Source organism: Streptomyces sp. NPDC048623 (assembly GCF_040650755.1).
Classification (GTDB): domain Bacteria; phylum Actinomycetota; class Actinomycetes; order Streptomycetales; family Streptomycetaceae; genus Streptomyces.
Genome location: NZ_JBEZHV010000002.1, coordinates 121,515 through 144,312, shown reverse-complemented (window position 1 = coordinate 144,312; position 22,798 = coordinate 121,515). Strand labels below are relative to the sequence as shown.

Annotated in this window: 22 protein-coding genes; all 22 read left to right on the top strand. The window is 69.8% G+C overall.

The features are described 5' to 3' along the window. Positions 1 to 102 precede the first annotated feature (102 nt). The 22 genes from AB0C73_RS03670 (at position 103) to AB0C73_RS03565 (ending at position 22,775) form a co-directional block, all read left to right on the top strand. Positions 103 to 1,395 (top strand): homoserine dehydrogenase, encoded by a 1,293-nt coding sequence (locus AB0C73_RS03670; RefSeq protein WP_362524111.1) that lies wholly within the window; start codon positions 103 to 105, stop codon positions 1,393 to 1,395. 6 nt (positions 1,396 to 1,401) lie between these two features. Continuing rightward, positions 1,402 to 2,472, top strand: coding sequence for a threonine synthase (gene thrC, locus AB0C73_RS03665; protein ID WP_362524108.1), 1,071 nt, complete (start codon positions 1,402 to 1,404; stop codon positions 2,470 to 2,472). Positions 2,473 to 2,730: 258 nt separating this feature from the next. Next, a complete protein-coding gene (thrB, locus tag AB0C73_RS03660) occupies positions 2,731 to 3,648 on the top strand; it encodes a homoserine kinase (RefSeq protein WP_362524106.1) in 918 nt (305 codons plus the stop codon). Positions 3,649 to 4,069: 421 nt separating this feature from the next. Next, the gene (gene rho / locus AB0C73_RS03655) at positions 4,070 to 6,142 is read left to right on the top strand and encodes a transcription termination factor Rho (protein WP_362524103.1); all 2,073 of its coding nucleotides are present in this window, start codon (positions 4,070 to 4,072) and stop codon (positions 6,140 to 6,142) included. A 207-nt stretch (positions 6,143 to 6,349) separates the two neighbouring features. Continuing rightward, on the top strand, positions 6,350 to 7,441 hold the full coding sequence (locus AB0C73_RS03650) for an LCP family protein (RefSeq protein ID WP_362524100.1): 1,092 nt from the start codon (positions 6,350 to 6,352) through the stop codon (positions 7,439 to 7,441). A gap of 198 nt (positions 7,442 to 7,639) precedes the next feature. Next, complete coding sequence (gene rpmE / locus AB0C73_RS03645) at positions 7,640 to 7,864, top strand: 50S ribosomal protein L31 (protein WP_030761597.1); 225 nt, start codon at positions 7,640 to 7,642, stop codon at positions 7,862 to 7,864. A 97-nt stretch (positions 7,865 to 7,961) separates the two neighbouring features. Then, complete coding sequence (prfA, locus tag AB0C73_RS03640) at positions 7,962 to 9,038, top strand: peptide chain release factor 1 (RefSeq protein WP_362524097.1); 1,077 nt, start codon at positions 7,962 to 7,964, stop codon at positions 9,036 to 9,038. A 60-nt stretch (positions 9,039 to 9,098) separates the two neighbouring features. Continuing rightward, positions 9,099 to 9,944, top strand: a complete 846-nt coding sequence (gene prmC / locus AB0C73_RS03635; RefSeq protein WP_362524095.1) for a peptide chain release factor N(5)-glutamine methyltransferase — start codon at positions 9,099 to 9,101, stop codon at positions 9,942 to 9,944. A gap of 46 nt (positions 9,945 to 9,990) precedes the next feature. Next, positions 9,991 to 10,638, top strand: a complete 648-nt coding sequence (locus tag AB0C73_RS03630) for an L-threonylcarbamoyladenylate synthase (protein ID WP_362524092.1) — start codon at positions 9,991 to 9,993, stop codon at positions 10,636 to 10,638. Further along, positions 10,635 to 11,288, top strand: coding sequence for a protein-tyrosine-phosphatase (locus AB0C73_RS03625; protein WP_362524089.1), 654 nt, complete (start codon positions 10,635 to 10,637; stop codon positions 11,286 to 11,288). The genes AB0C73_RS03630 and AB0C73_RS03625 overlap by 4 nt, the downstream gene beginning before the upstream one ends. Positions 11,289 to 11,397: 109 nt before the next feature. Then, on the top strand, positions 11,398 to 12,651 hold the full coding sequence (gene glyA / locus AB0C73_RS03620; RefSeq protein ID WP_362524088.1) for a serine hydroxymethyltransferase: 1,254 nt from the start codon (positions 11,398 to 11,400) through the stop codon (positions 12,649 to 12,651). A gap of 107 nt (positions 12,652 to 12,758) precedes the next feature. Next, positions 12,759 to 14,108 (top strand): MraY family glycosyltransferase, encoded by a 1,350-nt coding sequence (locus AB0C73_RS03615; protein WP_362524086.1) that lies wholly within the window; start codon positions 12,759 to 12,761, stop codon positions 14,106 to 14,108. Positions 14,109 to 14,370: 262 nt separating this feature from the next. Further along, positions 14,371 to 14,784 carry a hypothetical protein gene (locus AB0C73_RS03610; RefSeq protein ID WP_362524084.1) on the top strand — a complete coding sequence of 138 codons (414 nt, stop codon included), beginning with the start codon at positions 14,371 to 14,373 and terminating at the stop codon, positions 14,782 to 14,784. Between the two features lie 225 nt (positions 14,785 to 15,009). Then, positions 15,010 to 15,819 (top strand): F0F1 ATP synthase subunit A, encoded by an 810-nt coding sequence (gene atpB, locus AB0C73_RS03605; protein WP_362524081.1) that lies wholly within the window; start codon positions 15,010 to 15,012, stop codon positions 15,817 to 15,819. A 92-nt stretch (positions 15,820 to 15,911) separates the two neighbouring features. Then, positions 15,912 to 16,169 carry an ATP synthase F0 subunit C gene (gene atpE, locus AB0C73_RS03600; protein WP_362524079.1) on the top strand — a complete coding sequence of 86 codons (258 nt, stop codon included), beginning with the start codon at positions 15,912 to 15,914 and terminating at the stop codon, positions 16,167 to 16,169. A gap of 41 nt (positions 16,170 to 16,210) precedes the next feature. After that, positions 16,211 to 16,756 carry a F0F1 ATP synthase subunit B gene (locus tag AB0C73_RS03595; protein ID WP_362524077.1) on the top strand — a complete coding sequence of 182 codons (546 nt, stop codon included), beginning with the start codon at positions 16,211 to 16,213 and terminating at the stop codon, positions 16,754 to 16,756. Further along, positions 16,753 to 17,568 (top strand): F0F1 ATP synthase subunit delta, encoded by an 816-nt coding sequence (locus AB0C73_RS03590; protein WP_362524075.1) that lies wholly within the window; start codon positions 16,753 to 16,755, stop codon positions 17,566 to 17,568. The genes AB0C73_RS03595 and AB0C73_RS03590 overlap by 4 nt, the downstream gene beginning before the upstream one ends. 140 nt (positions 17,569 to 17,708) lie before the next feature. Next, on the top strand, positions 17,709 to 19,304 hold the full coding sequence (atpA, locus tag AB0C73_RS03585; RefSeq protein ID WP_362524073.1) for a F0F1 ATP synthase subunit alpha: 1,596 nt from the start codon (positions 17,709 to 17,711) through the stop codon (positions 19,302 to 19,304). Between the two features lie 20 nt (positions 19,305 to 19,324). Next, entirely contained in the window at positions 19,325 to 20,242 is a 918-nt protein-coding gene (locus AB0C73_RS03580) for a F0F1 ATP synthase subunit gamma (RefSeq protein WP_362524070.1), read from the top strand. After that, complete coding sequence (gene atpD, locus AB0C73_RS03575; protein ID WP_265868509.1) at positions 20,242 to 21,684, top strand: F0F1 ATP synthase subunit beta; 1,443 nt, start codon at positions 20,242 to 20,244, stop codon at positions 21,682 to 21,684. The genes AB0C73_RS03580 and atpD overlap by 1 nt, the downstream gene beginning before the upstream one ends. 112 nt (positions 21,685 to 21,796) lie before the next feature. After that, the gene (locus tag AB0C73_RS03570) at positions 21,797 to 22,171 is read left to right on the top strand and encodes a F0F1 ATP synthase subunit epsilon (RefSeq protein WP_362524068.1); all 375 of its coding nucleotides are present in this window, start codon (positions 21,797 to 21,799) and stop codon (positions 22,169 to 22,171) included. Positions 22,172 to 22,328: 157 nt separating this feature from the next. Further along, positions 22,329 to 22,775: a DUF2550 domain-containing protein gene (locus AB0C73_RS03565; protein WP_362524065.1), complete on the top strand. Its 447-nt coding sequence runs from the start codon at positions 22,329 to 22,331 to the stop codon at positions 22,773 to 22,775. Positions 22,776 to 22,798: the final 23 nt, after the last annotated feature.

Here is a 22,798-nt window from a genome sequence, read left to right as displayed (position 1 = left end):
TCGGACCAGGCCCTGAAACGGACGTCCGGTGAGTGAGACTGGTTCCACCGTAAGCACATGACCGTAGAAATGCGGATCAGAAGGTACGAGAGACGAGGTCGGATGATGCGTACGCGTCCGCTGAAGGTGGCGCTGCTGGGCTGTGGAGTGGTCGGCTCAGAGGTGGCGCGCATCATGACGACGCACGCCGACGACCTCGCCGCGCGCATCGGCGCCCCGGTCGAGCTCGCCGGCGTCGCCGTCCGCCGGCCCGACAAGGTGCGCGCGGGCATCCCCGCCGAGCTGCTCACCACCGACGCGACCGCCCTGGTGAAACGCGGGGACATCGACGTCGTCGTCGAGGTGATCGGCGGCATCGAGCCCGCCCGCTCCCTCATCACGACCGCCTTCGAGCACGGCGCCTCCGTGGTCTCCGCCAACAAGGCGCTGCTCGCCCAGGACGGCGCGACCCTGCACTCCGCCGCCATCGAGAACGGCCAGGACCTCTACTACGAGGCCGCGGTCGCCGGCGCCATCCCGCTCATCCGGCCGCTGCGCGAGTCCCTCGCCGGCGACAAGATCAACCGGGTGATGGGCATCGTCAACGGCACCACCAACTTCATCCTCGACAAGATGGACACCTCCGGGGCGGGGTACTCCGAGGCGCTGGACGAGGCCACCGCGCTCGGGTACGCCGAGGCCGACCCGACCGCCGACGTCGAGGGCTTCGACGCCGCCGCCAAGGCCGCCATCCTCGCCGGGATCGCCTTCCACACGCGCGTGCGTCTCGACGACGTCTACCGCGAGGGCATGACCGAGGTCACCGCCGCCGACTTCGCCTCCGCCAAGCAGATGGGCTGCACCATCAAGCTGCTCGCCATCTGCGAGCGGGCCGCCGACGGCGAGTCCGTCACCGCGCGCGTGCACCCCGCGATGATCCCGCTCAGCCACCCGCTGGCCTCCGTCCGCGAGGCGTACAACGCGGTCTTCGTCGAGGCGGAGGCCGCCGGGCGGCTCATGTTCTACGGCCCCGGCGCGGGCGGCTCGCCGACCGCCTCGGCCGTGCTCGGCGACGTCGTCGCCGTCTGCCGCAACCGTCTCAACGAGGCGACGGGCCCCGGCGAGTCCGCGTACACCCAGCTGCCCGTGAGCCCCATGGGCGACGTGGTGACGCGGTACCACATCAGTCTCGACGTGGCCGACAAGCCGGGCGTCCTCGCCCAGGTCGCGACGGTCTTCGCCGAGCACGGCGTGTCGATCGACACCGTCCGTCAGACGGGCAAGGACGGCGAGGCCTCCCTCGTCGTCGTCACCCACCGCGCGCCCGACGCCGCCCTCTCCGGGACGGTCGAGGCGCTGCGCAAGCTCGACACCGTGCGCGGTGTCGCCAGCATCATGCGTGTTGAAGGGGAGTAAGGACCCATGACCCACAAGGGCACCCATCAGTGGCGCGGCATCATCGAGGAGTACCGGGACCGCCTTCCGGTCACGGACACGACGCCGGTCGTCACGCTCCGTGAGGGCGGCACGCCGCTCGTCCCCGCTCAGGTCCTCTCCGAGCGCACGGGCTGCGAGGTGCACCTCAAGGTCGAGGGCGCCAACCCCACCGGTTCCTTCAAGGACCGCGGCATGACCATGGCCATCTCGAAGGCCAAGGAGGCCGGCGCGCAGGCCGTCATCTGCGCGTCCACCGGCAACACCTCGGCCTCCGCCGCCGCGTACGCGGTGCGCGCCGGGATGGTCTCCGCCGTGCTCGTCCCGCAGGGCAAGATCGCGCTCGGCAAGATGGGCCAGGCCCTCGTGCACGGCGCGAAGATCCTCCAGGTCGACGGCAACTTCGACGACTGTCTCGACCTGGCCCGCGCGCTGTCCGACAACTACCCGGTCGCACTGGTCAATTCGGTCAACCCGGTGCGTATCGAGGGGCAGAAGACCGCCGCCTTCGAGATCGTGGACATGCTCGGGGACGCCCCCGACATCCATGTGCTCCCGGTGGGCAACGCCGGCAACATCACGGCGTACTGGAAGGGGTACACCGAGTACGCCGCCGACGCCATGTCCACCCACCGCCCGCGCATGTGGGGCTTCCAGGCCTCCGGCTCCGCGCCGCTCGTCCGCGGCGAGGTCGTCAAGGACCCGTCGACCATCGCCACCGCGATCCGCATCGGCAACCCGGCCTCGTGGGACTACGCGATCGCCGCGCGCGACGAGTCGGGCGGCTTCATCGACGAGGTGACGGACCGCGAGATCCTGCAGGCGTACCGCCTGTTGGCCGCGCAGGAGGGTGTGTTCGTCGAGCCCGCCTCGGCCGCCTCGGTGGCCGGTCTGCTCAAGGCCGCCGCGCAGGGCAAGGTCGACCCGGGCCAGACCATCGTCTGTACGGTCACGGGCAACGGCCTCAAGGACCCCGACTGGGCCGTCGCCGGCGCCCCGCAGCCGGTGACCGTCCCGGTCGACGCCGCGGTCGCCGCCCAGCGCCTCGGTCTGGCCTGAAAGCAGTACTCATAGGTTCCTGATCAAGGGTCAAACCCGATCAGGAACCTACATAGGCGCACAGGTTGGCGCGCGACACGCATCGTGCGCCTCCTGTGCGCCCTATGTCGCCACAGAACCTTCCTTCGATAGGCTGTATCGAACCCGCCCCGCCGCAGCTGCGGTGTTGCCGCCGTCGTCGCCCGTGAGGCGCGTACGGCCCCCGGGTTCTCGTACTTCCTTCGAGTCACCTCGCACGTCAAGGAGAGTCATCGAGCGATGGCCGGTCCCGCGTTCCGCGCCGCCGCCGTAAGGGTGCGCGTTCCCGCCACCAGCGCCAATCTCGGCCCGGGCTTCGACGCCTTCGGCCTGTCGCTGGGGCTCTACGACGACGTCGTCGTCCGGGTCGCCGACTCCGGGCTGCACATCGACATCGCCGGCGAGGGTGCCGACACCCTTCCCCGCGACGAGAGCCACCTGCTCGTACGCTCCCTGCGCACGGCCTTCGACCTGCTCGGCGGGCAGCCGCGCGGTCTTGAGGTGGTCTGCGCCAACCGCATCCCGCACGGCCGCGGCCTCGGCTCCTCCTCCGCCGCCATCTGCGCCGGCATCGTTGCCGCCCGCGCCGTGACGATAGGCGGCGACACCCGCCTCGACGAGACGGCGCTGCTCGAACTCGCCACCGAGATCGAGGGCCACCCCGACAACGTCGCCGCCTGTCTGCTCGGCGGATTCACCCTCGCCTGGACCGAGGCCGGTGCCGCCCGGGCGATCAGGATGGAACCCTCCGATTCCATCGTTCCGGTGGTTTTCGTCCCCGGGAAGCCGGTGCTCACCGAGACCGCCCGCGGGCTGCTCCCGCGCACCGTCCCGCACGTGGACGCCGCCGCCAACGCCGGCCGCGCCGCCCTCCTCGTCGAGGCCCTCACCCGCCGCCCCGAACTGCTGCTCGCGGCGACCGAGGACCGGCTGCACCAGGAGTACCGGGCCCCCGCGATGCCCGAGAGCATCGCCCTTGTGAACCGGCTGCGGGCGGACGGAGTGCCCGCGGTCATCTCCGGTGCGGGCCCCACGGTGCTCGCGCTGGCCGAACCCGGGACGGCCGACAAGGTCGCCCTGCTTGCGGGCGAGGGCTGGGCCGCCAACCGGCTCGAGCTCGACATGCCCGGTGCGAGCGTGCTGCCGCTCGCGCCCTGACGGACCCCGCCGCGCGATTCCCGAGCCGAATCGCGCGGACACGGGATTGCCGGTGACGGAGAGGGGGAATGTTTGTTGGAGCCGGTAGTGTTAACCTCAAGTCTGCACCCGACGTTATCGAGACGCGGTGCTGAGTGTCCCCATCCGGGACCACTGAGTCTTCCGGGAGCCTCCTCCACTGCCTGAGCAGCCTGCCTGAGCAGTTTCGAGCACGCTCCGGAACCGGCACGACACCCCTCGCTCTTTCTCGTCGAGGGCCGAGCAGGGGGCGCTCGGGCCGGGCCCACAGCACGTTTTCTCTCTTCCGCCGCACCCGGCGGGACCACCGCCCCGACACGGTCCACCAAGCAGGGCCGCTGCCGGACAGCACAACCGGTCGCCGAGCCAGATGGCCGACGTCCGCTCCAGGGAAGGACCCTTCGTGAGCGACACCACCGATCTGATGGGCGTGACTGCCGACAACAGTGTCGACACCGCCGCGCCCGCCGCAGGTGCTGCCACCGGCAGCACCGCACGGCGCCGCCGCTCCGGCACCGGCCTCGAGGGCATGGTCCTGGCCGAGCTGCAGCAGGTCGCGTCCGGCCTCGGCATCAGGGGCACCGCGCGGATGCGCAAGAGCCAGCTGATCGAGGTCATCAAGGAGGCGCAGGCCGGGGGCTCGGCCGCCGGCTCCGCCGCGCCCGCCACGTCCGGCGACGCCGCCGAGACCAAGCCGAAGCGCCGCGCCGCCTCCAAGGCCCGTACGCCCGAGACCGCTGCCGAGACCGCCGCGCCCAAGGCCGAGAAGGCCGAGCAGAGCGACGCCGCCGCCCAGCAGCAGATCGAGATCCCGGGTCAGCCGGCGGGCGAGGCCCCGGCCGGCGAGCGCCGCCGCCGTCGCGCCACCGCCCCGGCCGGTTCGCCGGACGGCGCCGAGGTCAAGACCGAGGCGAAGACCGAGACCGCGCAGGCCGTCAAGACCGAGACGCGCGCCGAGGCCAGGACCGAGACGCAGGACCGTACGGACGCCAAGGCCGAGGCCGCCGTGGACGGCGCCGAGGGCCGTGGCCGCCGCGACCGCGGTGAGCGGGGCGAGCGCGGTGACCGCCGCGACCGCCGGGACCGCCAGCGCGACCGCAAGGGCGACGACCAGCAGGGCGGTGGCCAGGGCGGCCAGAGCCGGCGTCAGGGTCAGGGCCAGGGCGGTCAGCAGGGCCAGGGCCAGGGCCAGCAGGGCGGCGGCCAGCAGGCCGGTGGCCCGCAGGACGACGACGACTTCGAGGGCGGCCGGCGTGGCCGTCGCGGCCGCTACCGCGACCGCCGCGGGCGCCGTGGGCGTGACGACTTCGCGACCGGCGAGCCGCAGGTCTCCGACGACGACGTCCTGATCCCCGTCGCGGGCATCCTGGACATCCTCGACAACTACGCGTTCATCCGGACCTCCGGCTACCTGCCCGGCCCGAACGACGTGTACGTGTCCCTCGCCCAGGTCCGCAAGAGCGGTCTGCGCAAGGGCGACCACGTCACCGGTGCCGTGCGCCAGCCGAAGGAGGGCGAGCGCCGCGAGAAGTTCAACGCGCTCGTGCGCCTCGACTCGGTCAACGGCATGGCGCCGGAGTCCGGCCGCGGCCGCCCCGAGTTCACCAAGCTCACCCCGCTCTACCCGCAGGACCGCCTCCGCCTGGAGACCGACCCGGGTGTGCTGACCACGCGGATCATCGACCTCGTGTCGCCGATCGGCAAGGGCCAGCGCGGTCTGATCGTGGCCCCGCCGAAGACCGGCAAGACCATGATCATGCAGGCGATCGCCAACGCGATCACCCACAACAACCCCGAGTGCCACCTGATGGTCGTCCTCGTCGACGAGCGTCCGGAAGAGGTCACCGACATGCAGCGGTCGGTCAAGGGCGAGGTCATCTCCTCGACCTTCGACCGCCCGGCCGAGGACCACACCACGGTCGCCGAGCTGGCCATCGAGCGCGCCAAGCGCCTGGTGGAGCTGGGTCACGACGTGGTCGTCCTGCTCGACTCCATCACCCGCCTGGGCCGCGCGTACAACCTCGCGGCGCCCGCCTCCGGCCGCATCCTGTCCGGTGGTGTCGACTCGACCGCGCTCTACCCGCCGAAGCGCTTCTTCGGTGCCGCGCGCAACATCGAGGACGGCGGCTCGCTGACCATCCTGGCCACCGCGCTCGTCGACACCGGCTCGCGCATGGACGAGGTGATCTTCGAGGAGTTCAAGGGCACCGGCAACATGGAGCTCAAGCTCGACCGGAAGCTCGCCGACAAGCGCATCTTCCCGGCCGTCGACGTCGACGCCTCGGGTACGCGCAAGGAGGAGATCCTGCTCGGCAGCGAGGAGCTCTCCATCACCTGGAAGCTGCGCCGGGTGCTGCACGCGCTCGACCAGCAGCAGGCGATCGAGCTGCTGCTCGACAAGCTCAAGCAGACGAAGTCGAACGCCGAGTTCCTGCTGCAGATCCAGAAGACGACGCCCGGCGGCGGCAACGACTGACGCCGAGACGTCGGTCACAGCGGCGAAAGCGAGCACTGACCTCGTAACCTCGCCGTGACCTGCGGAAACGACTGCGCCCGCCGAGCCCCGCTCGGTGGGCGCAGTCGCGTTACGGGCCGTCGCCGATCCAAACCCCACAGGCTCCCATGCAACCCTTTCGGGTGCTTTGCCGTCACACAAGGTGAACCATAGGGCTGAGGGAAGACGATGAGCGAGCAGAAGACGAACGGCCGAATAGGCACCCGGGGCCGCCGGCGCAAGCCGCCCGCCAAGGGCCGCCGCGCCGCGGTCCTCGCCGCGTGGGGCGCCGCCGTGCTCGTCCTCGCCGGCGGCTCCGGACTCGGTTACGTCTACGTCAAGCTCAACGGCAACCTCAAGGGCGTCGACATCAACAGCGCCCTCGGCAAGGACCGGCCCCAGAACGTCGACAACGGCTCGATGGACATCCTCGTCCTCGGCTCCGACTCCCGCTCCGGCGCCAACGGCGCGTACGGCAGGGACGAGGGCGGCGCCCGCTCCGACACCGCGATGGTCGTACACGTCTACGAGGGCCACAAGAAGGCCTCCGTCGTCTCCATCCCGCGCGACACCCTGATCACCCGCCCGTCCTGCACCGCCGGCGACGGCACCACCGTCCCCGCCGAGCGGCGCGCCATGTTCAACACGGCGTACGAGGTCGGCGGCCCCGCCTGCGCCGTGAAGACCGTCGAGGCCATGTCCGGCATCCGCATGGACCGCTACATCGAGGTCGACTTCACCGGCTTCAAGAAGCTCATCGACAAGCTCGGCGGCGTCGAGATCACCACGACCAAGGCCATCAAGGACTCCAAGAGCCATCTCGACCTCGCCCCGGGCACGCACACCCTCGACGGCGAGCAGTCCCTCGGCCTGGTCCGCACCCGCAAGAGCGTCGGCGACGGCAGCGACCTCGGCCGCATCCAGCTCCAGCAGGCCTTCATGAAGGCCTTCATCGAGCAGGTGAAGAGCGTCGGCGTGTTCTCGAACCCGAAGAAGCTCTTCGACGTCGCCGACACCGCCACCAAGGCCATCACGCCGGACTCCGAACTCGACTCCGTCAACGAGCTGATGGGCTTCGCCAAGGGTCTGTCGGGGCTCGGCGCCGACGACGTCCACATGATCACGCTGCCGGTGGAGTACGACCCCCGCGACCCCAACCGCGTGGTGCCCCTGGAGGCCCAGGGGAAGCAGGTCTGGGCGGCGCTCAAGGCGGAGCGGCCGATCCCGGCCTCGGCCACGAAGGACGCCGCCACCGGCCTGGCCGCCGGCCTCGTGAAATAGCGCCGGCCTCGTGAAACGGCGGCGGCCTCGTGAAGCCGGCCTCGTGAAACAGCGGCGGGAAACCTGCCGGGAATAGTTCCGCACCGACCCCGGTTTTGGGAGATGCGGCCGGTCCTGGCAGACTGGTACGTCGGCCCCGGTTCACGCATGTGCATCCCGCACGGGCGACCCGGAGCCCTCCCGGAACTAGGAGACACCTTGAAGCGCGAGATCCACCCCGAGTACGTCGAGACCCAGGTCAGCTGCACCTGTGGCGCGTCGTTCACCACCCGTAGCACCCTCACCGAGGGCACCATCCGTGCCGAGGTCTGCTCCGAGTGCCACCCGTTCTACACGGGCAAGCAGAAGATCCTCGACACCGGCGGCCGCGTCGCCCGCTTCGAGGCCCGCTTCGGCAAGGCTGCCGGCTCCGCCAAGAAGTAGCGAGCCACAGCGCCGGTCTTCGGCTGCCCCTGCGCGGGGCGGCCGGGACCGGCGCTTTGCCGTCCCCGTAGCAACTGACGAAAACCAGGAGCCCCCGATGTTCGAGGCGGTCGAGGAACTGGTCGGCGAACGTGCCGACCTCGAGAAGCAGCTCGCCGATCCTTCGGTCCACGCCGACCAGGCCAACGCGCGCAAGCTGAACAAGCGGTACGCCGAGCTGACCCCGATCGTCGCCACCTATCTCTCCTGGAAGCAGACCGGTGACGACATCGAGACGGCCCGCGAGCTGATGCACGAGGACCCCGAGTTCGCCGCCGAGGTCAAGGAGCTGGAGAAGCAGCGCGAGGAGCTCACCGAGAAGCTCCGCCTGCTCCTCGTTCCGCGCGACCCCAGCGACGACAAGGACGTCATCCTGGAGATCAAGGCCGGCGCGGGCGGCGACGAGTCCGCCCTGTTCGCCGGAGACCTGCTCCGGATGTACCTGCGCTACGCCGAGCGCATCGGCTGGAAGACCGAGATCATCGACTCCACCGAGTCCGAGCTCGGCGGCTACAAGGACGTCCAGGTCGCCGTGAAGACCAAGGGCGGCAACGGGGCCACCGAGCCCGGCCAGGGCGTCTGGGCGCGGCTGAAGTACGAGGGCGGGGTGCACCGCGTGCAGCGCGTGCCCGCCACCGAGTCGGCCGGCCGTATCCACACCTCCGCGGCCGGTGTGCTCGTCACGCCGGAGGCCGAGGAGGTTGACGTCGAGATCCACGCCAACGACCTGCGCATCGACGTCTACCGCTCGTCGGGCCCCGGCGGCCAGTCGGTCAACACCACCGACTCCGCCGTCCGCATCACGCACCTGCCGACCGGCATCGTCGCCTCCTGCCAGAACGAGAAGAGCCAGCTCCAGAACAAGGAGCAGGCCATGCGCATCCTGCGCTCCCGGCTGCTCGCCGCCGCGCAGGAGAAGGCCGAGGCCGAGGCCGCCGACGCCCGCCGCAGTCAGGTCCGCACCGTCGACCGCTCCGAGAAGATCCGTACGTACAACTTCCCGGAGAACCGCATCTCGGACCACCGCGTCGGCTTCAAGGCGTACAACCTTGACCAGGTGCTCGACGGCGAACTGGACCCGGTCATCCAGGCCTGCGTCGACGCCGACTCCGCCGCCAAGCTGGCGGCGGCGTAAGGCCGCGCACCACCTGTTGAGCCCCACCCGCACCACGGACCCGCACCACGGAGGACCAGCGTGAACCTGCTGCTTGCCGAGGTGGCCCAGGCCACCCAGCGGCTGGCCGACGCCGGCGTTCCCTCACCGCGTTTCGACGCCGAGGAGCTCGCCGCGTTCGTGCACGGCGTGAAGCGGGGGGAGCTGCACAACGTCAAGGACGCGGACTTCGACGCCCGCTACTGGGAGGCGATCGCCCGCCGCGAGGCGCGCGAGCCGCTCCAGCACATCACCGGCCGCGCGTTCTTCCGCTATCTGGAGCTCCAGGTCGGCCCCGGCGTCTTCGTGCCGCGCCCCGAGACCGAGTCCGTGGTCGGCTGGGCCATAGACGCCGTACGGGCCATGGACGTCGTCGAACCGCTGATCGTCGACCTGTGCACCGGCTCCGGCGCGATCGCGCTCGCGCTCGCCCAGGAGGTGCCGCGCTCGCGCGTGCACGCGGTGGAGCTGTCCGAGGACGCGCTGGTGTGGACCCGCAAGAACATCGACGGTTCGCGCGTCGTGCTGCACGAGGGCGACGCGCTGACCGCGCTGCCGGAGCTGAACGGGCAGGTCGACCTGGTCATCTCCAACCCGCCGTACATCCCGCTCACCGAGTGGGAGTACGTGGCCCCCGAGGCCCGCGACCACGACCCGGAGATGGCCCTCTTCTCCGGCGAGGACGGCCTCGACACCATCCGCGGCATCGAGCGCACCGCGCACCGGCTGCTGCGGCCCGGGGGACTGGTGGTCATCGAGCACGCGGACACCCAGGGCGGCCAGGTGCCGTGGATCTTCAACGAGGAGGCCGGCTGGGCGGACGCCGCCGACCACCCGGACCTGAACAACCGGCCGCGCTTCGCGACCGCCCGCAAGGCGACCCCATGACCAGGCAGACGCAGACGCACGACGTGTACGAGGAGGAGCGGGACTGATGGCTCGGCGATACGACTGCAACGAGGCGACGGACCGGGCGACGGGTCTGCGTGAGGCCGCGTCCGCCGTACGCCGGGGCGAGCTGGTCGTGCTGCCCACCGACACCGTCTACGGGATCGGGGCGGACGCCTTCGGCTCGGAGCCCGTCGCGGACCTCCTCGCCGCCAAGGGCCGCGGCCGCAACATGCCCGTGCCCGTGCTCATCGGCTCCCCGAACACCCTCCACGGCCTGGTCACGGACTTCTCGGAGATGGCCTGGGAGCTCGTCGACGCGTTCTGGCCGGGGGCGCTGACGCTGGTCGCCAAGCACCAGCCGTCGCTCCAGTGGGACCTCGGCGACACCCGCGGCACGGTCGCGATCCGGATGCCGCTGCACCCGGTCGCGATCGAACTGCTCACGGAGGTCGGCCCGATGGCGGTCTCCTCGGCGAACATCACCGGCCACCCGGCGCCGGAGGACTGCGACGCGGCGCAGAACATGCTCGGCGACTCCGTCTCCGTCTACCTCGACGGCGGTCCGACCCCCGGCAACGTGCCGTCGTCCATCGTGGACGTCACGGGCAAGGTGCCGGTGCTGCTGCGCGAGGGCGCGCTGTCGGAGGCGGAGCTCCGGAAGGTGGTACCCGACCTCGAGGTGGCCAGTTGACCGCCCCTGAGGGGCGTGGCATAGCGGGGCACGAGCACGACGGCACGACCTTCCGCATCCTCCACGTCAGCACCGGCAACGTCTGCCGCTCGCCGATCACCGAGCGGCTGACCCGCCATGCCCTGATCGACCGGCTCGGCGACCCCATGGGCGGCGGCCTGATCGTGGAGAGCGCGGGCACCTGGGGGCACGAGGGCGCCCCGATGGAGAGCAACGCGGAGCAGGTCCTCGCGGACTTCGGCGCGGACTTCAGCGGCTTCACGGGCCGCGAGCTCCTCGACGAGCACGTGATCCGCGCCGACCTGGTCCTCACCGCGACCCGCGACCACCGCGCGCAGGTCATCTCGATGGGCCACTCGGCGGGCCTGCGCACCTTCACCCTGAAGGAGTTCACCCGCCTCGTCCGCGCGATAGACCCGGCGACCCTGCCGGACCCGCGCGACGGCCACGGCACGGTCGACCGCGCCCGCGCCCTGGTCCGTGCGGCCGCCGCTCTACGCGGGTGGCTTCTGGCCCCGTCGGCGGAGGCGGACGAGGTGAACGACCCGTACGGCGCCCCGATCACGTTCTTCCGCTCGATCGGCGACGAGATCAACCAGGCGCTGGATCCGGTGGTGACGGCCCTGACGGGGGTCAGGGCCCGCCGCTGAAGGGGCCCTCACAGGGCTCTGGCGGCCGTTGGAGCAGTTCCGGGGGCGGGGGTGGGGTTCAGGTGCCTAGAGTGGGGTTTCAGGTCCCCCATCACGCCCGGAGTGCGCCATGCCGGTCACCGCTCCACCCGACGCCGAGCACGAGCTCGACGTGCTGCGCCGCCAGGATCCCGAGGTCGCCGACGTGCTGCTGGGGGAGGTGCGGCGGCAGGGGGACGGTCTGCAGCTGATCGCCGCGGAGAACTTCACCTCGCCCGCCGTGCTCGCCGCGCTCGGCTCGCAGCTCTCCAACAAGTACGCCGAGGGTTACCCCGGCGCCCGCTACCACGGCGGCTGCGAGTACGTCGACGCCGTCGAGCGGATCGCGATCGACCGCGCCAAGGCGCTCTTCGGGGCCGAGCACGCCAACGTACAGCCGCACTCCGGCTCCTCCGCCGTGCTCGCCGCCTACGCCGCCCTCCTCCGCCCCGGCGACACCGTGCTCGCGATGGGGCTCGCGTACGGCGGGCACCTCACGCACGGCTCGCCCGCGAACTTCTCCGGCCGCTGGTTCGACTTCGTCCCGTACGGCGTCGACGCCGAGACCGGGCTCGTCGACTACGAGCAGGTCGCCGCCCTCGCCCGCCACCACCGCCCCAAGGCGATCGTGTGCGGGTCCATCTCCTACCCCCGGCACCTCGACTACGCCCTCTTCCGCGCCATCGCCGACGAGGTGGGGGCCTATCTGATCGCCGACGCCGCCCACCCCCTCGGCCTGATCGCCGGCGGCGCGGCGCCCAGCCCCGTGCCGTACGCCGACATCGTCTGCGGCACCACCCACAAGGTGCTGCGCGGCCCGCGCGGCGGGCTGCTGCTGTGCGGGGGCGAGCTGGCCGAGCGGGTGGACCGGGCGGTGTTCCCGTTCTCCCAGGGCGGCGCGCAGATGCACACCATCGCCGCCAAGGCGGTCGCCTTCGGCGAGGCCTCCACCCCGGCCTTCACCACCTACGCCCATCAGGTGGTGAAGCACGCCCGGGTGCTCGCGGCCGCGCTCGGCGCGGAGGGCTTCGCGCTGACCACCGGCGGCACCGACACCCACCTCATCACCGCCGACCCGGCCCCCCTCGGCATCGACGGGCGCACCGCCCGAGCCCGGCTCGCCGCCGCCGGCATCGTGCTCGACACCTGTGCGCTGCCGTACGGCGACGGGCGCGGCATCCGGCTCGGCACGGCCGCCGTCACCACCCAGGGCATGGGGTCGCCGCAGATGGCGGAAATTGCCGCACTGTTCACTGCCGCGCTGCGCGATGACGCGGAGGAGACGGCGAGGGTACGCGCGGATGTACGCGCACTCACGGGGCGATTTCCCCCGTATGGCCGGTAAAGATGTCGTCACCGCAACCGTCCGCGGTACCCGTGTGTCCTCAACCATGGGGACGGCCCGGCTAGGGTGTGGGGCTGAGATGGCCAGCGATTCCTGTGGGGCAGCCCGTGCGTGATTACCTGCTGACGCTCTGTGTCACGGCCGCGGTGACCTATCTGCTGACCGGTCCGGTGCGCAAGTTCGCCATCGCGACCGGCGCGATGCCGGAGATCCGCGCCCGCGACGTGCACCGAGAACCGACTCCGCGGCTCGGCGGCATCGCCATGTTCTTCGGACTGTGCGCGGGGCTGCTCGTCGCGGACCATCTGCAGAACCTCAACAGCGTCTTCGAGCTGTCCAACGAGCCCCGCGCGCTGCTCTCCGGCGCCGCCCTGATCTGGCTGATCGGCGTCCTCGACGACAAGTTCGAGCTGGACGCGCTGATCAAGCTCGGCGCGCAGATGATCTCCGCGGGCGTGATGGTCATGCAGGGTCTGACGATCCTGTGGCTGCCGATCCCGGGTGTCGGCACGGTCGCGCTGACCCAGTGGCAGGGCACGCTCCTGACCGTCGCCCTGGTCGTCCTCACCATCAACGCCGTGAACTTCGTCGACGGTCTCGACGGCCTCGCCGCCGGCATGGTGTGCATCGCCGCCGCCGCGTTCTTCCTGTACGCGTACCGGATCTGGTTCAGCTACGGCATCGAGGCGGCCGCCCCCGCGACGCTCTTCGCCGCGATCCTGATGGGCATGTGCCTGGGCTTCCTGCCGCACAACATGCACCCGGCGCGGATCTTCATGGGCGACTCGGGATCGATGCTGATCGGCCTGATCCTGGCCGCCTCGGCCATCTCCATCACGGGCCAGGTCGACCCGGACGCGCTGCGGATCTTCGAGGGTTCGGCGAAGGCCGCGACGCACGCGGCCCTGCCGGTCTTCATCCCGCTGGTGCTGCCGCTGACCATCATCGCGATCCCGATGGCCGACCTGGTGCTCGCGATCGTGCGCCGTACGTGGAAGGGCCAGTCGCCGTTCGCGGCCGACCGCGGGCACCTGCACCACCGGCTTCTGGAGATCGGGCACTCGCACAGCCGCGCGGTGCTGATCATGTACTTCTGGTCGGCGCTCATCGCCTTCGGCACGCTGGCCTACTCGGTGCACTCGACCTCGATGTGGATCGTCCTCTCGGTCGTCTTCCTGAGCGCGGTCGGTCTGGTGCTGCTCCTGCTGCCCCGCTTCACCCCGCGCGCCCCGCGCTGGGCCGAGGCGATGGTCCCGCCGCGCTACCGGCGGCGCCGGCACCTGCTGGAGGCGGCGGAGGCGGCGGAGGCGGCGGAGGCGGCCCTCGGCGAGGCCGAGCCGGCTGACGTCGAGGTCGAGCCCGAGCGCGAGCCCGTGCCGGCCGGCGTCAACGGCGCGACCGCCATCGGTCACCGTTCGCGCTTCTCCGACCGGAGTAAGGCCGGAGCGCGCGGTTGACGAAAGCCGCATTCGCGGCCAATACCAGACACTTCACCCCTGTCGCGGTGCACACACGCGCACCTTCACTCTCACGTGTGAGAGTTGGCACACCTACGGGTAAAGACCTATTCAAATAGTTTGTGATACGGTTCACGAGACCCGGCGACAGTGCCGAAAGACCGTAGTGCGACGGTCTGTTGGCCCCGAGACACACCTCGGACCGGGCCTACGCTCGTCCCTGACGACACCATCGCCCCCACCAGCAAGCGGAGACACCGCCATGCCGTCCAACGACGCACGCATCCTGCTGCACACCGCAGTGCCCACCGCCGCCGTAGGCGTCATCGCCACGGTGATCAGCGGTGTGGTCGCCGGTGGCAAGGGTGCGCTCGGCGCCGTCGTCGGCACCGCGGTGGTCCTCGTCTTCATGGGGATCGGGCAGCTGGTTCTGCAGCGGACGGCGAAGAAGTTCCCGCATCTGTTCCAAGCCATGGGCCTCATGCTGTACGTGGCCCAACTGCTGGTGCTGTTCATCTTCCTGGCGCTGCTGAAGGGGACGTCCGCGTTCGACTTCAAGGCTTTCGCCTTCACGCTGCTCGCCACCACCATCGTGTGGGTCGCCGCCCAGGCCCGGGCCTACATGAAGGCCAAGATCACGTATGTCGACCCCGACAATTCGGGGCCGAAGTCGTGAAGGGTAGGGCCGGGATAAAGAGCCGTTCGGCTTCCTGCTATCGTCCGGTGCCAACTGCGGCACTGCGGGCGCGGGCATCCGAAGCGGCGCCTGTCCCAGCGCGAGGCTCGATGCCGAACCGCCGCCCCCTTATCCGTAAGACCAGTCCAGTGCCGACCCGCGGCTGCGTGCCGCGCCGACACAACGAGGTTGCCGTACCTATGCGCCACGCTGAAGGAGCCCGCGGTGAGTGCTGACCAGACGCTTGCCTTCGACCCGGATTGCCACATCTTCTCTGGATGTGGCTTCCCGGCGCCGGGGCTGCACACGTTCATGTACGAGCCCATCTTCACCGTGGGCAGCTTCGAGTTCACCAAGCCGATGCTGCTCGCCATCCTGGGTTCGATCGTGGTCGTCGGCTTCTTCTGGGCCGCGTTCAACAAGCCGAAGCTGATCCCCGGCAAGATGCAGATGGTCGGCGAGGCCGGTTACGACTTCGTCCGCCGCGGCATCGTCTACGAGATCATCGGCAAGAAGGACGGCCAGAAGTACGTGCCGTTCATGGTCTCGCTGTTCTTCTTCGTATGGATCATGAACCTCTGGTCCATCATCCCGCTGGCCCAGTTCCCGGTCACGTCGCTGATCGCCTTCCCGGCGGCCCTCGCGCTGATCGTGTACGTGGTCTGGGTCTCGCTGACCTTCAAGAAGCACGGCTTCGTCGGCGGCTGGAAGAACATCACCGGCTACGACAAGTCGCTCGGCGCGATCCTCCCGCTGATCATGCTGCTCGAGTTCTTCTCGAACCTGATCATCCGGCCCTTCACGCACGCGGTCCGACTGTTCGCGAACATGTTCGCCGGTCACCTGCTGATCGTGATGTTCTCGCTGGCCACCTGGTACCTCATGAACGGCATCGGCTTCGTCTACGCCGGCGCCTCGTTCGTGATGGTCATCGTGATGACCGCTTTCGAGCTCTTCATCCAGGCCGTCCAGGCGTACGTCTTCGTCCTCCTGGCCTGCAGCTACGTCCAGGGCGCGCTCTCCGAGCACCACTGAGCCCCGCCCCGGGCCCGTAGACCCACCCCGAAACCAGCAGTCGTCCGGTGGCCAACCCCCACCGGGTCATTGAAAGAGAAGGAAGTAACGGCATGTCCGCTGCTCTCGACATGATCAACCTTGCCGCCGGTGCCAAGGAGAACGTCGTCGGTAACGTCGCCTCCATCGGCTACGGCCTCGCGGCCATCGGCCCCGGCGTCGGCGTCGGCATCATCTTCGGTAACGGCACCCAGGCCCTCGCCCGCCAGCCCGAGGCGGCCGGCCTGATCCGCACCAACCAGATCATGGGCTTCGCCTTCTGTGAGGCGCTCGCCCTCATCGGCATCGTCATGGGCTTCGTCTACCAGTAAGCCGGACCGACTGCCCGATTCTTTTTACGGAAGGCACTGATGTGAACGCTCTGCTTCTTGCGGAAGCGGCGGAGCCCCAGCCTCCGCTCATCCCGCATCTCGATGAGCTCGTCATCGGCCTGATCGCCTTCGTCATCGTCTTCGGCTTCCTCGCCAAGAAGCTCCTCCCGAACATCAACAAGGTTCTGGACGAGCGCCGCGAGGCCATCGAGGGTGGCATCGAGAAGGCCGAATCGGCCCAGATCGAGGCTCAGAGTGTGCTGGAGCAGTACAAGGCCCAGCTCGCCGAGGCCCGCCACGAAGCCGCGCGTCTCCGCCAGGAGGCGACGGAGCAGGGCACCGCGATCATCCAGGAGATGAAGGCGGAAGGCCAGCGCCAGCGCGAGGAGATCATCGCGGCCGGCCACACCCAGATCGAGGCCGACCGCAAGGCCGCGTCCGCCGCGCTGCGTCAGGACGTCGGCAAGCTCGCCACCGACCTGGCCGCGAAGCTGGTCGGCGAGTCCCTCGAGGACCACGCCCGCCAGAGCCGCACCATCGACCGGTTCCTCGACGAGCTCGAGGAGAAGGCCGAGGCCGTCCGATGAACGGAGCGAGCCGCGAGGCACTGGGCACCGCACGCGAGGCCCTCGACGCGCTGACCGACAACACGTCGGTCGACGCCGGCAAGCTGGCGGGCGAGCTGGCGGCCGTCACGGCGCTGTTCGACCGTGAGGTGTCGCTGCGTCGGGTCCTGACCGACCCGGCGCAGGCGGGCGAGGCCAAGGCCGAGCTCGCGCAGCGCCTCCTGTCGGGTCAGGTGGACGGCCCCGCCGTCGACCTGGTCTCCGGGATGGTCCGCTCCCGCTGGTCGCAGTCGCGCGACCTGGTCGACGGTCTCGAGGAGCTGGCGAACACCGCCGACCTCACCGCCGCCCAGAAGGCGGGCGCCCTCGACGACGTCGAGGACGAGCTGTTCCGGTTCGGCCGGATCGTCTCCTCCAGCCCCGAGCTCCGCTCGGCGCTGACGGACAAGACCGCCACGGCCTCCGCCAAGGGCGAGCTGCTCCGCAGCCTGCTCGGCGGCAAGGCCAACGCCGTGACCGAGCGCCTGGTCGTCCGGCTGGTGACCCAGCCGCGGGGACGTAGCCTGGAAGCGGGCCTCGAGTCCCTGTCCAAGCTCGCCGCGGCGCGCCGGGACCGCATGGTCGCCGTCGTCACCACGGCGGTGCCGCTGACCGACCAGCAGAAGACGCGCCTCGGCGCCGTCCTCGCCAAGCTGTACGGCCGGCCGATGCACCTGAACCTGGACGTGGACCCCGGGGTCCTCGGCGGGATCGCGGTGCGCGTCGGCGACGAGGTCATCGACGGCACCATCGCGGAGCGCCTCGGCGAGGCGACCCGTCGCCTGGCCGGCTGACCGCAGCCACCACAGCAGAAAAGCAACACAGCATCACCAGCGGCCCGGTTGGGCCGTGCAGAGATTGCAGAAGTTCCTGGGGGTCGGCCCCCAGACCCCTTAAGAAACTTCGGGCCCAACAAGGAGAGCAGGGAACCCAGATGGCGGAGCTCACGATCCGGCCGGAGGAGATCCGGGACGCGCTGGAGACCTTCGTCCAGTCGTACCAGCCGGACGCGGCCTCGCGCGAGGAGGTCGGCACGGTCAGCCTGGCCGGCGACGGCATCGCCAAGGTGGAGGGTCTTCCCTCCGCCATGGCGAACGAGCTGCTGAAGTTCGAGGACGGGACCCTCGGTCTCGCGCTGAACCTCGAAGAGCGCGAGATCGGTGCGATCGTCCTCGGCGAGTTCAGCGGCATCGAGGAGGGACAGTCGGTGCAGCGCACCGGCGAGGTCCTCTCCGTCGGTGTCGGTGAGGGATACCTGGGTCGCGTCGTCGACCCGCTCGGCAACCCGATCGACGGTCTCGGCGAGATCGAGACCGAGGGCCGCCGCGCCCTCGAGCTGCAGGCCCCCGGCGTGATGGCCCGTAAGTCGGTCCACGAGCCGATGGAGACCGGCTACAAGGCCGTCGACGCCATGACCCCGGTCGGCCGTGGCCAGCGTCAGCTGATCATCGGTGACCGTCAGACCGGCAAGACCGCGCTGTGCGTCGACACGATCATCAACCAGCGTGACAACTGGCGCTCGGGCGACGTGAACAAGCAGGTCCGCTGCATCTACGTCGCCGTCGGCCAGAAGGGCTCGACCATCGCGTCCGTCCGCGGCGCCCTCGAAGAGGCCGGCGCGCTCGAGTACACGACGATCGTCGCCGCCCCGGCGTCCGACCCGGCCGGCTTCAAGTACCTGGCGCCGTACACCGGTTCCGCCATCGGTCAGCACTGGATGTACCAGGGCAAGCACGTCCTGATCGTCTTCGACGACCTGTCGAAGCAGGCCGACGCCTACCGCGCCGTGTCGCTGCTGCTGCGCCGCCCGCCGGGCCGTGAGGCCTACCCGGGTGACGTCTTCTACCTGCACTCGCGTCTCCTCGAGCGCTGCGCCAAGCTCTCGGACGAGCTCGGTGCCGGTTCGATGACCGGTCTGCCGATCGTCGAGACCAAGGCCAACGACGTCTCGGCGTTCATCCCGACCAACGTCATCTCCATCACCGACGGCCAGTGCTTCCTGGAGTCCGACCTGTTCAACGCCGGCCAGCGTCCGGCCCTGAACGTCGGTATCTCGGTCTCCCGAGTCGGTGGCTCCGCCCAGCACCCGGCCATGAAGCAGATCGCCGGCCGCCTCCGCGTGGACCTGGCCCAGTTCCGTGAGCTGGAGGCCTTCGCCGCCTTCGGTTCCGACCTGGACGCCGCGTCGAAGGCGTCGCTGGAGCGCGGTCAGCGCATGGTCGAGCTGCTCAAGCAGGCTCAGTACCAGCCGATGCCGACCGAGAACCAGGTCGTCTCCGTCTGGGCCGGCACCACCGGCAAGATGGACGACGTCCCGGTCGCCGACATCCGTCGCTTCGAGGCCGAGCTCCTGGCGTACCTCCGCCAGAGCCACTCCGGTCTCATGACCTCCATCCGCGAGGGCAAGAAGATGTCGGACGACACCCTGACGGCCGTCGCCGACGCCATCGCGGAGTTCAAGAAGCAGTTCGAGACCTCTGACGGCAAGCTGCTCGGCGACGACGCCTCCGCCGTCAACGTCTCGAAGTGACGACGGAAGGGACCTGACTCATGGGAGCGCAGCTCCGGGTCTACAAGCGTCGCATCAAATCCGTCACCGCGACGAAGAAGATCACCAAGGCGATGGAGATGATCGCCGCCTCGCGTGTCGTCAAGGCGCAGCGCAAGGTGCAGGCGTCGACTCCGTACGCGACCGAGCTGACCCGCGCGGTCACCGCGGTGGCCACGGGTGCGAACGACAAGCACGCGCTGACCACCGAGGCGGAGAACCCGAGCCGCGCCGCGGTCCTGCTCCTCTCGAGCGACCGCGGTCTGGCCGGTGCCTTCAACTCCAACGCCATCAAGGCGGCGGAGCGGCTCATCAAGAAGCTGGAGGGCGAGGGCAAGGAGGTCGACATCTACGTGGTCGGCCGCCGTGGCGTCGCGCACTTCAACTTCCGTGAGCGGAAGCTGGCCGACACGTGGACCGGCTTCACGGACGAGCCCACGTACGCGGACGCCAAGAAGATCGCGGTACCGCTGATCGAGGCGATCGAGAAGGACACGGCCGAGGGCGGTGTGGACGAACTCCACATCATCTACACCGAGTTCGTCTCGATGATGACTCAGACGGCGATCGAGGCCCGGCTGCTGCCCCTCAGCCTCGACGAGGTGGCGAAGGAGGCCGGCGAGCCGGACACCCTCCGACCGCTGTACGACTTCGAGCCGTCGGCGGAGGACGTCCTCGACGCCCTGCTGCCGCGCTACGTCGAGAGCCGGATCTACAACGCGCTGCTCCAGTCGGCTGCTTCCAAGCACGCCGCCACGCGCCGCGCGATGAAGTCGGCCACCGACAACGCGGGAGACTTGATCAACAACCTCTCCCGACTTGCCAACGCGGCCCGCCAGGCCGAAATCACCCAGGAAATCAGCGAGATCGTCGGTGGCACCGCAGCCCTGGCCGACGCGACCGCGGGGAGTGACAAGTAATGACGACCACTGTTGAGACGGCCGCCGCCACGGGCCGCGTCGCCCGGGTCATCGGCCCGGTCGTCGACGTGGAGTTCCCCGTCGACGCGATGCCGGAGATCTACAACGCCCTGCACGTCGAGGTCGCCGACCCGGCCGAGGAGGGCGCGAAGAAGACGCTGACCCTCGAGGTCGCGCAGCACCTCGGTGACGGCATCGTCCGCACCATCTCGATGCAGCCCACCGACGGTCTGGTCCGCCAGGCCCCCGTGGTGGACACCGGCGACGGCATCACCGTGCCCGTCGGCGACGTCACCAAGGGCCGCGTGTTCAACACGCTGGGTCAGATCCTGAACGAGCCCGAGGCCGAGTCCGAGGTCGGCGAGCGCTGGTCCATCCACCGCAAGGCCCCGGCGTTCGACCAGCTCGAGTCGAAGACCGAGATGTTCGAGACCGGCCTGAAGGTCGTCGACCTTCTCACCCCGTACGTCAAGGGTGGAAAGATCGGTCTGTTCGGTGGTGCCGGTGTCGGCAAGACCGTTCTGATCCAGGAAATGATCATGCGTGTGGCGAAGCTGCACGAGGGTGTTTCCGTGTTCGCCGGTGTCGGTGAGCGCACGCGTGAGGGCAACGACCTCATCGCGGAGATGGAGGACTCGGGCGTCCTCGACAAGACCGCCCTTGTCTTCGGCCAGATGGACGAGCCCCCGGGCACCCGTCTCCGTGTGGCCCTCGCCGGTCTGACCATGGCGGAGTACTTCCGCGATGTGCAGAAGCAGGACGTGCTGTTCTTCATCGACAACATCTTCCGCTTCACGCAGGCCGGTTCCGAGGTGTCGACCCTGCTCGGCCGTATGCCCTCCGCGGTGGGTTACCAGCCGAACCTGGCCGACGAGATGGGTCTCCTCCAGGAGCGCATCACCTCGACCCGTGGTCACTCGATCACCTCGATGCAGGCGATCTACGTCCCCGCCGACGACCTCACCGACCCGGCGCCGGCGACCACCTTCGCCCACCTCGACGCGACGACGGTTCTCTCCCGTCCGATCTCCGAGAAGGGCATCTACCCGGCCGTGGACCCGCTGGACTCCACGTCCCGGATCCTGGACCCGCGCTACATCGCGCAGGACCACTACGACGCCGCCACGCGCGTCAAGGGAATCCTGCAGAAGTACAAGGACCTCCAGGACATCATCGCGATCCTCGGTATCGACGAGCTGAGCGAGGAGGACAAGCTCGTCGTCCACCGCGCCCGTCGCGTCGAGCGCTTCCTGTCGCAGAACACCCACGCCGCCAAGCAGTTCACCGGTGTGGACGGTTCGGACGTTCCGCTCGACGAGTCGATCGCCGCGTTCAACGCGATCTGCGACGGTGAGTTCGACCACTTCCCGGAGCAGGCGTTCTTCATGTGCGGTGGTCTTGAGGACCTCAAGAACAACGCCAAGGAGCTCGGCGTCTCCTGAGCCCCGTGCTCGCCTGAGGGGGGCGGGACTGGTCCCGCCCCCCTCTCCACGCCCATTAGAATTGACCCCAACACCCGGCAGCACCGCCGGGTGGTGACCCGAGGAGCCACCCTTGGCTGCTGAGCTGCACGTCGAGCTGGTCGCCGCGGACCGGAGTGTCTGGTCCGGCGAGGCCACCCTGGTCATCGCGCGTACCACCTCCGGCGACATCGGCGTCATGCCCGGCCACCAGCCGCTGCTCGGTGTGCTGGAGTCGGGCCCGGTGACGATCCGTACGAGCGAGGGCGGCACGATCGTCGCCGCCGCCCACGGCGGTTTCATCTCCTTCGCCGATGACAAGCTGTCTCTGCTCGCGGAGATCGCCGAACTGGCGGACGAGATCGACGCCCAGCGTGCCGAGCGCGCGCTGGAGCGCGCGAAGGCCGAGGAGGACGCCGCCGCCGAGCGGCGCGCCGAGGTCCGGCTGCGCGCGGTAGCGGTCCGCTAGCGGACCGCGCCGAGAGCCCAGACCTCAGCCGCGGCACGGCTGGACATTCCGAAGGGAATGTTCCGGACCGTGCCGCGGCTGAGGCGATGCATATGCAGGTCGTATTCGGTCAGGCCGGTTCCGCCGGTCACGGGACGCAGCGAGGAGGTCGGTGAAGATGTTCCTCGCTCTGCTCGTGTGCGGCCTGGTCGTCGCACTGCTGGTGATCGGGCTCTTCGTCTTCGGCTTGCGCCGCAGGCTGATCCAGCGTGCCGGCGGCACCTTCGACTGTTCGCTGCGCCGGCCCGTCCCCGAGACCCCGGACCGTACGGGCAAGGGCTGGTCCTACGGGGTCGCCCGCTACAGCGGTGACGAGATCGCCTGGTTCCGGGTCTTCTCGTACGCGCCCCGCCCCAAGCACGTCATGGAGCGCTCGGCCATCGAGGTCCTGGAGCGCCGGATGCCGGAGGGCGAGGAGGAGCTGGCACTGCTCTCGGACTCCGTGATCCAGGGCTGCCGGGTGCACGGCACCCGTCTTGAGCTGGCGATGAGCGAGGACGCCCTGACCGGCTTCCTGGCCTGGCTGGAGGCGGCGCCGCCCGGCCAGAGGGTCAATGTCGCCTGAATCGACAGACTCGGTGCCCAGAG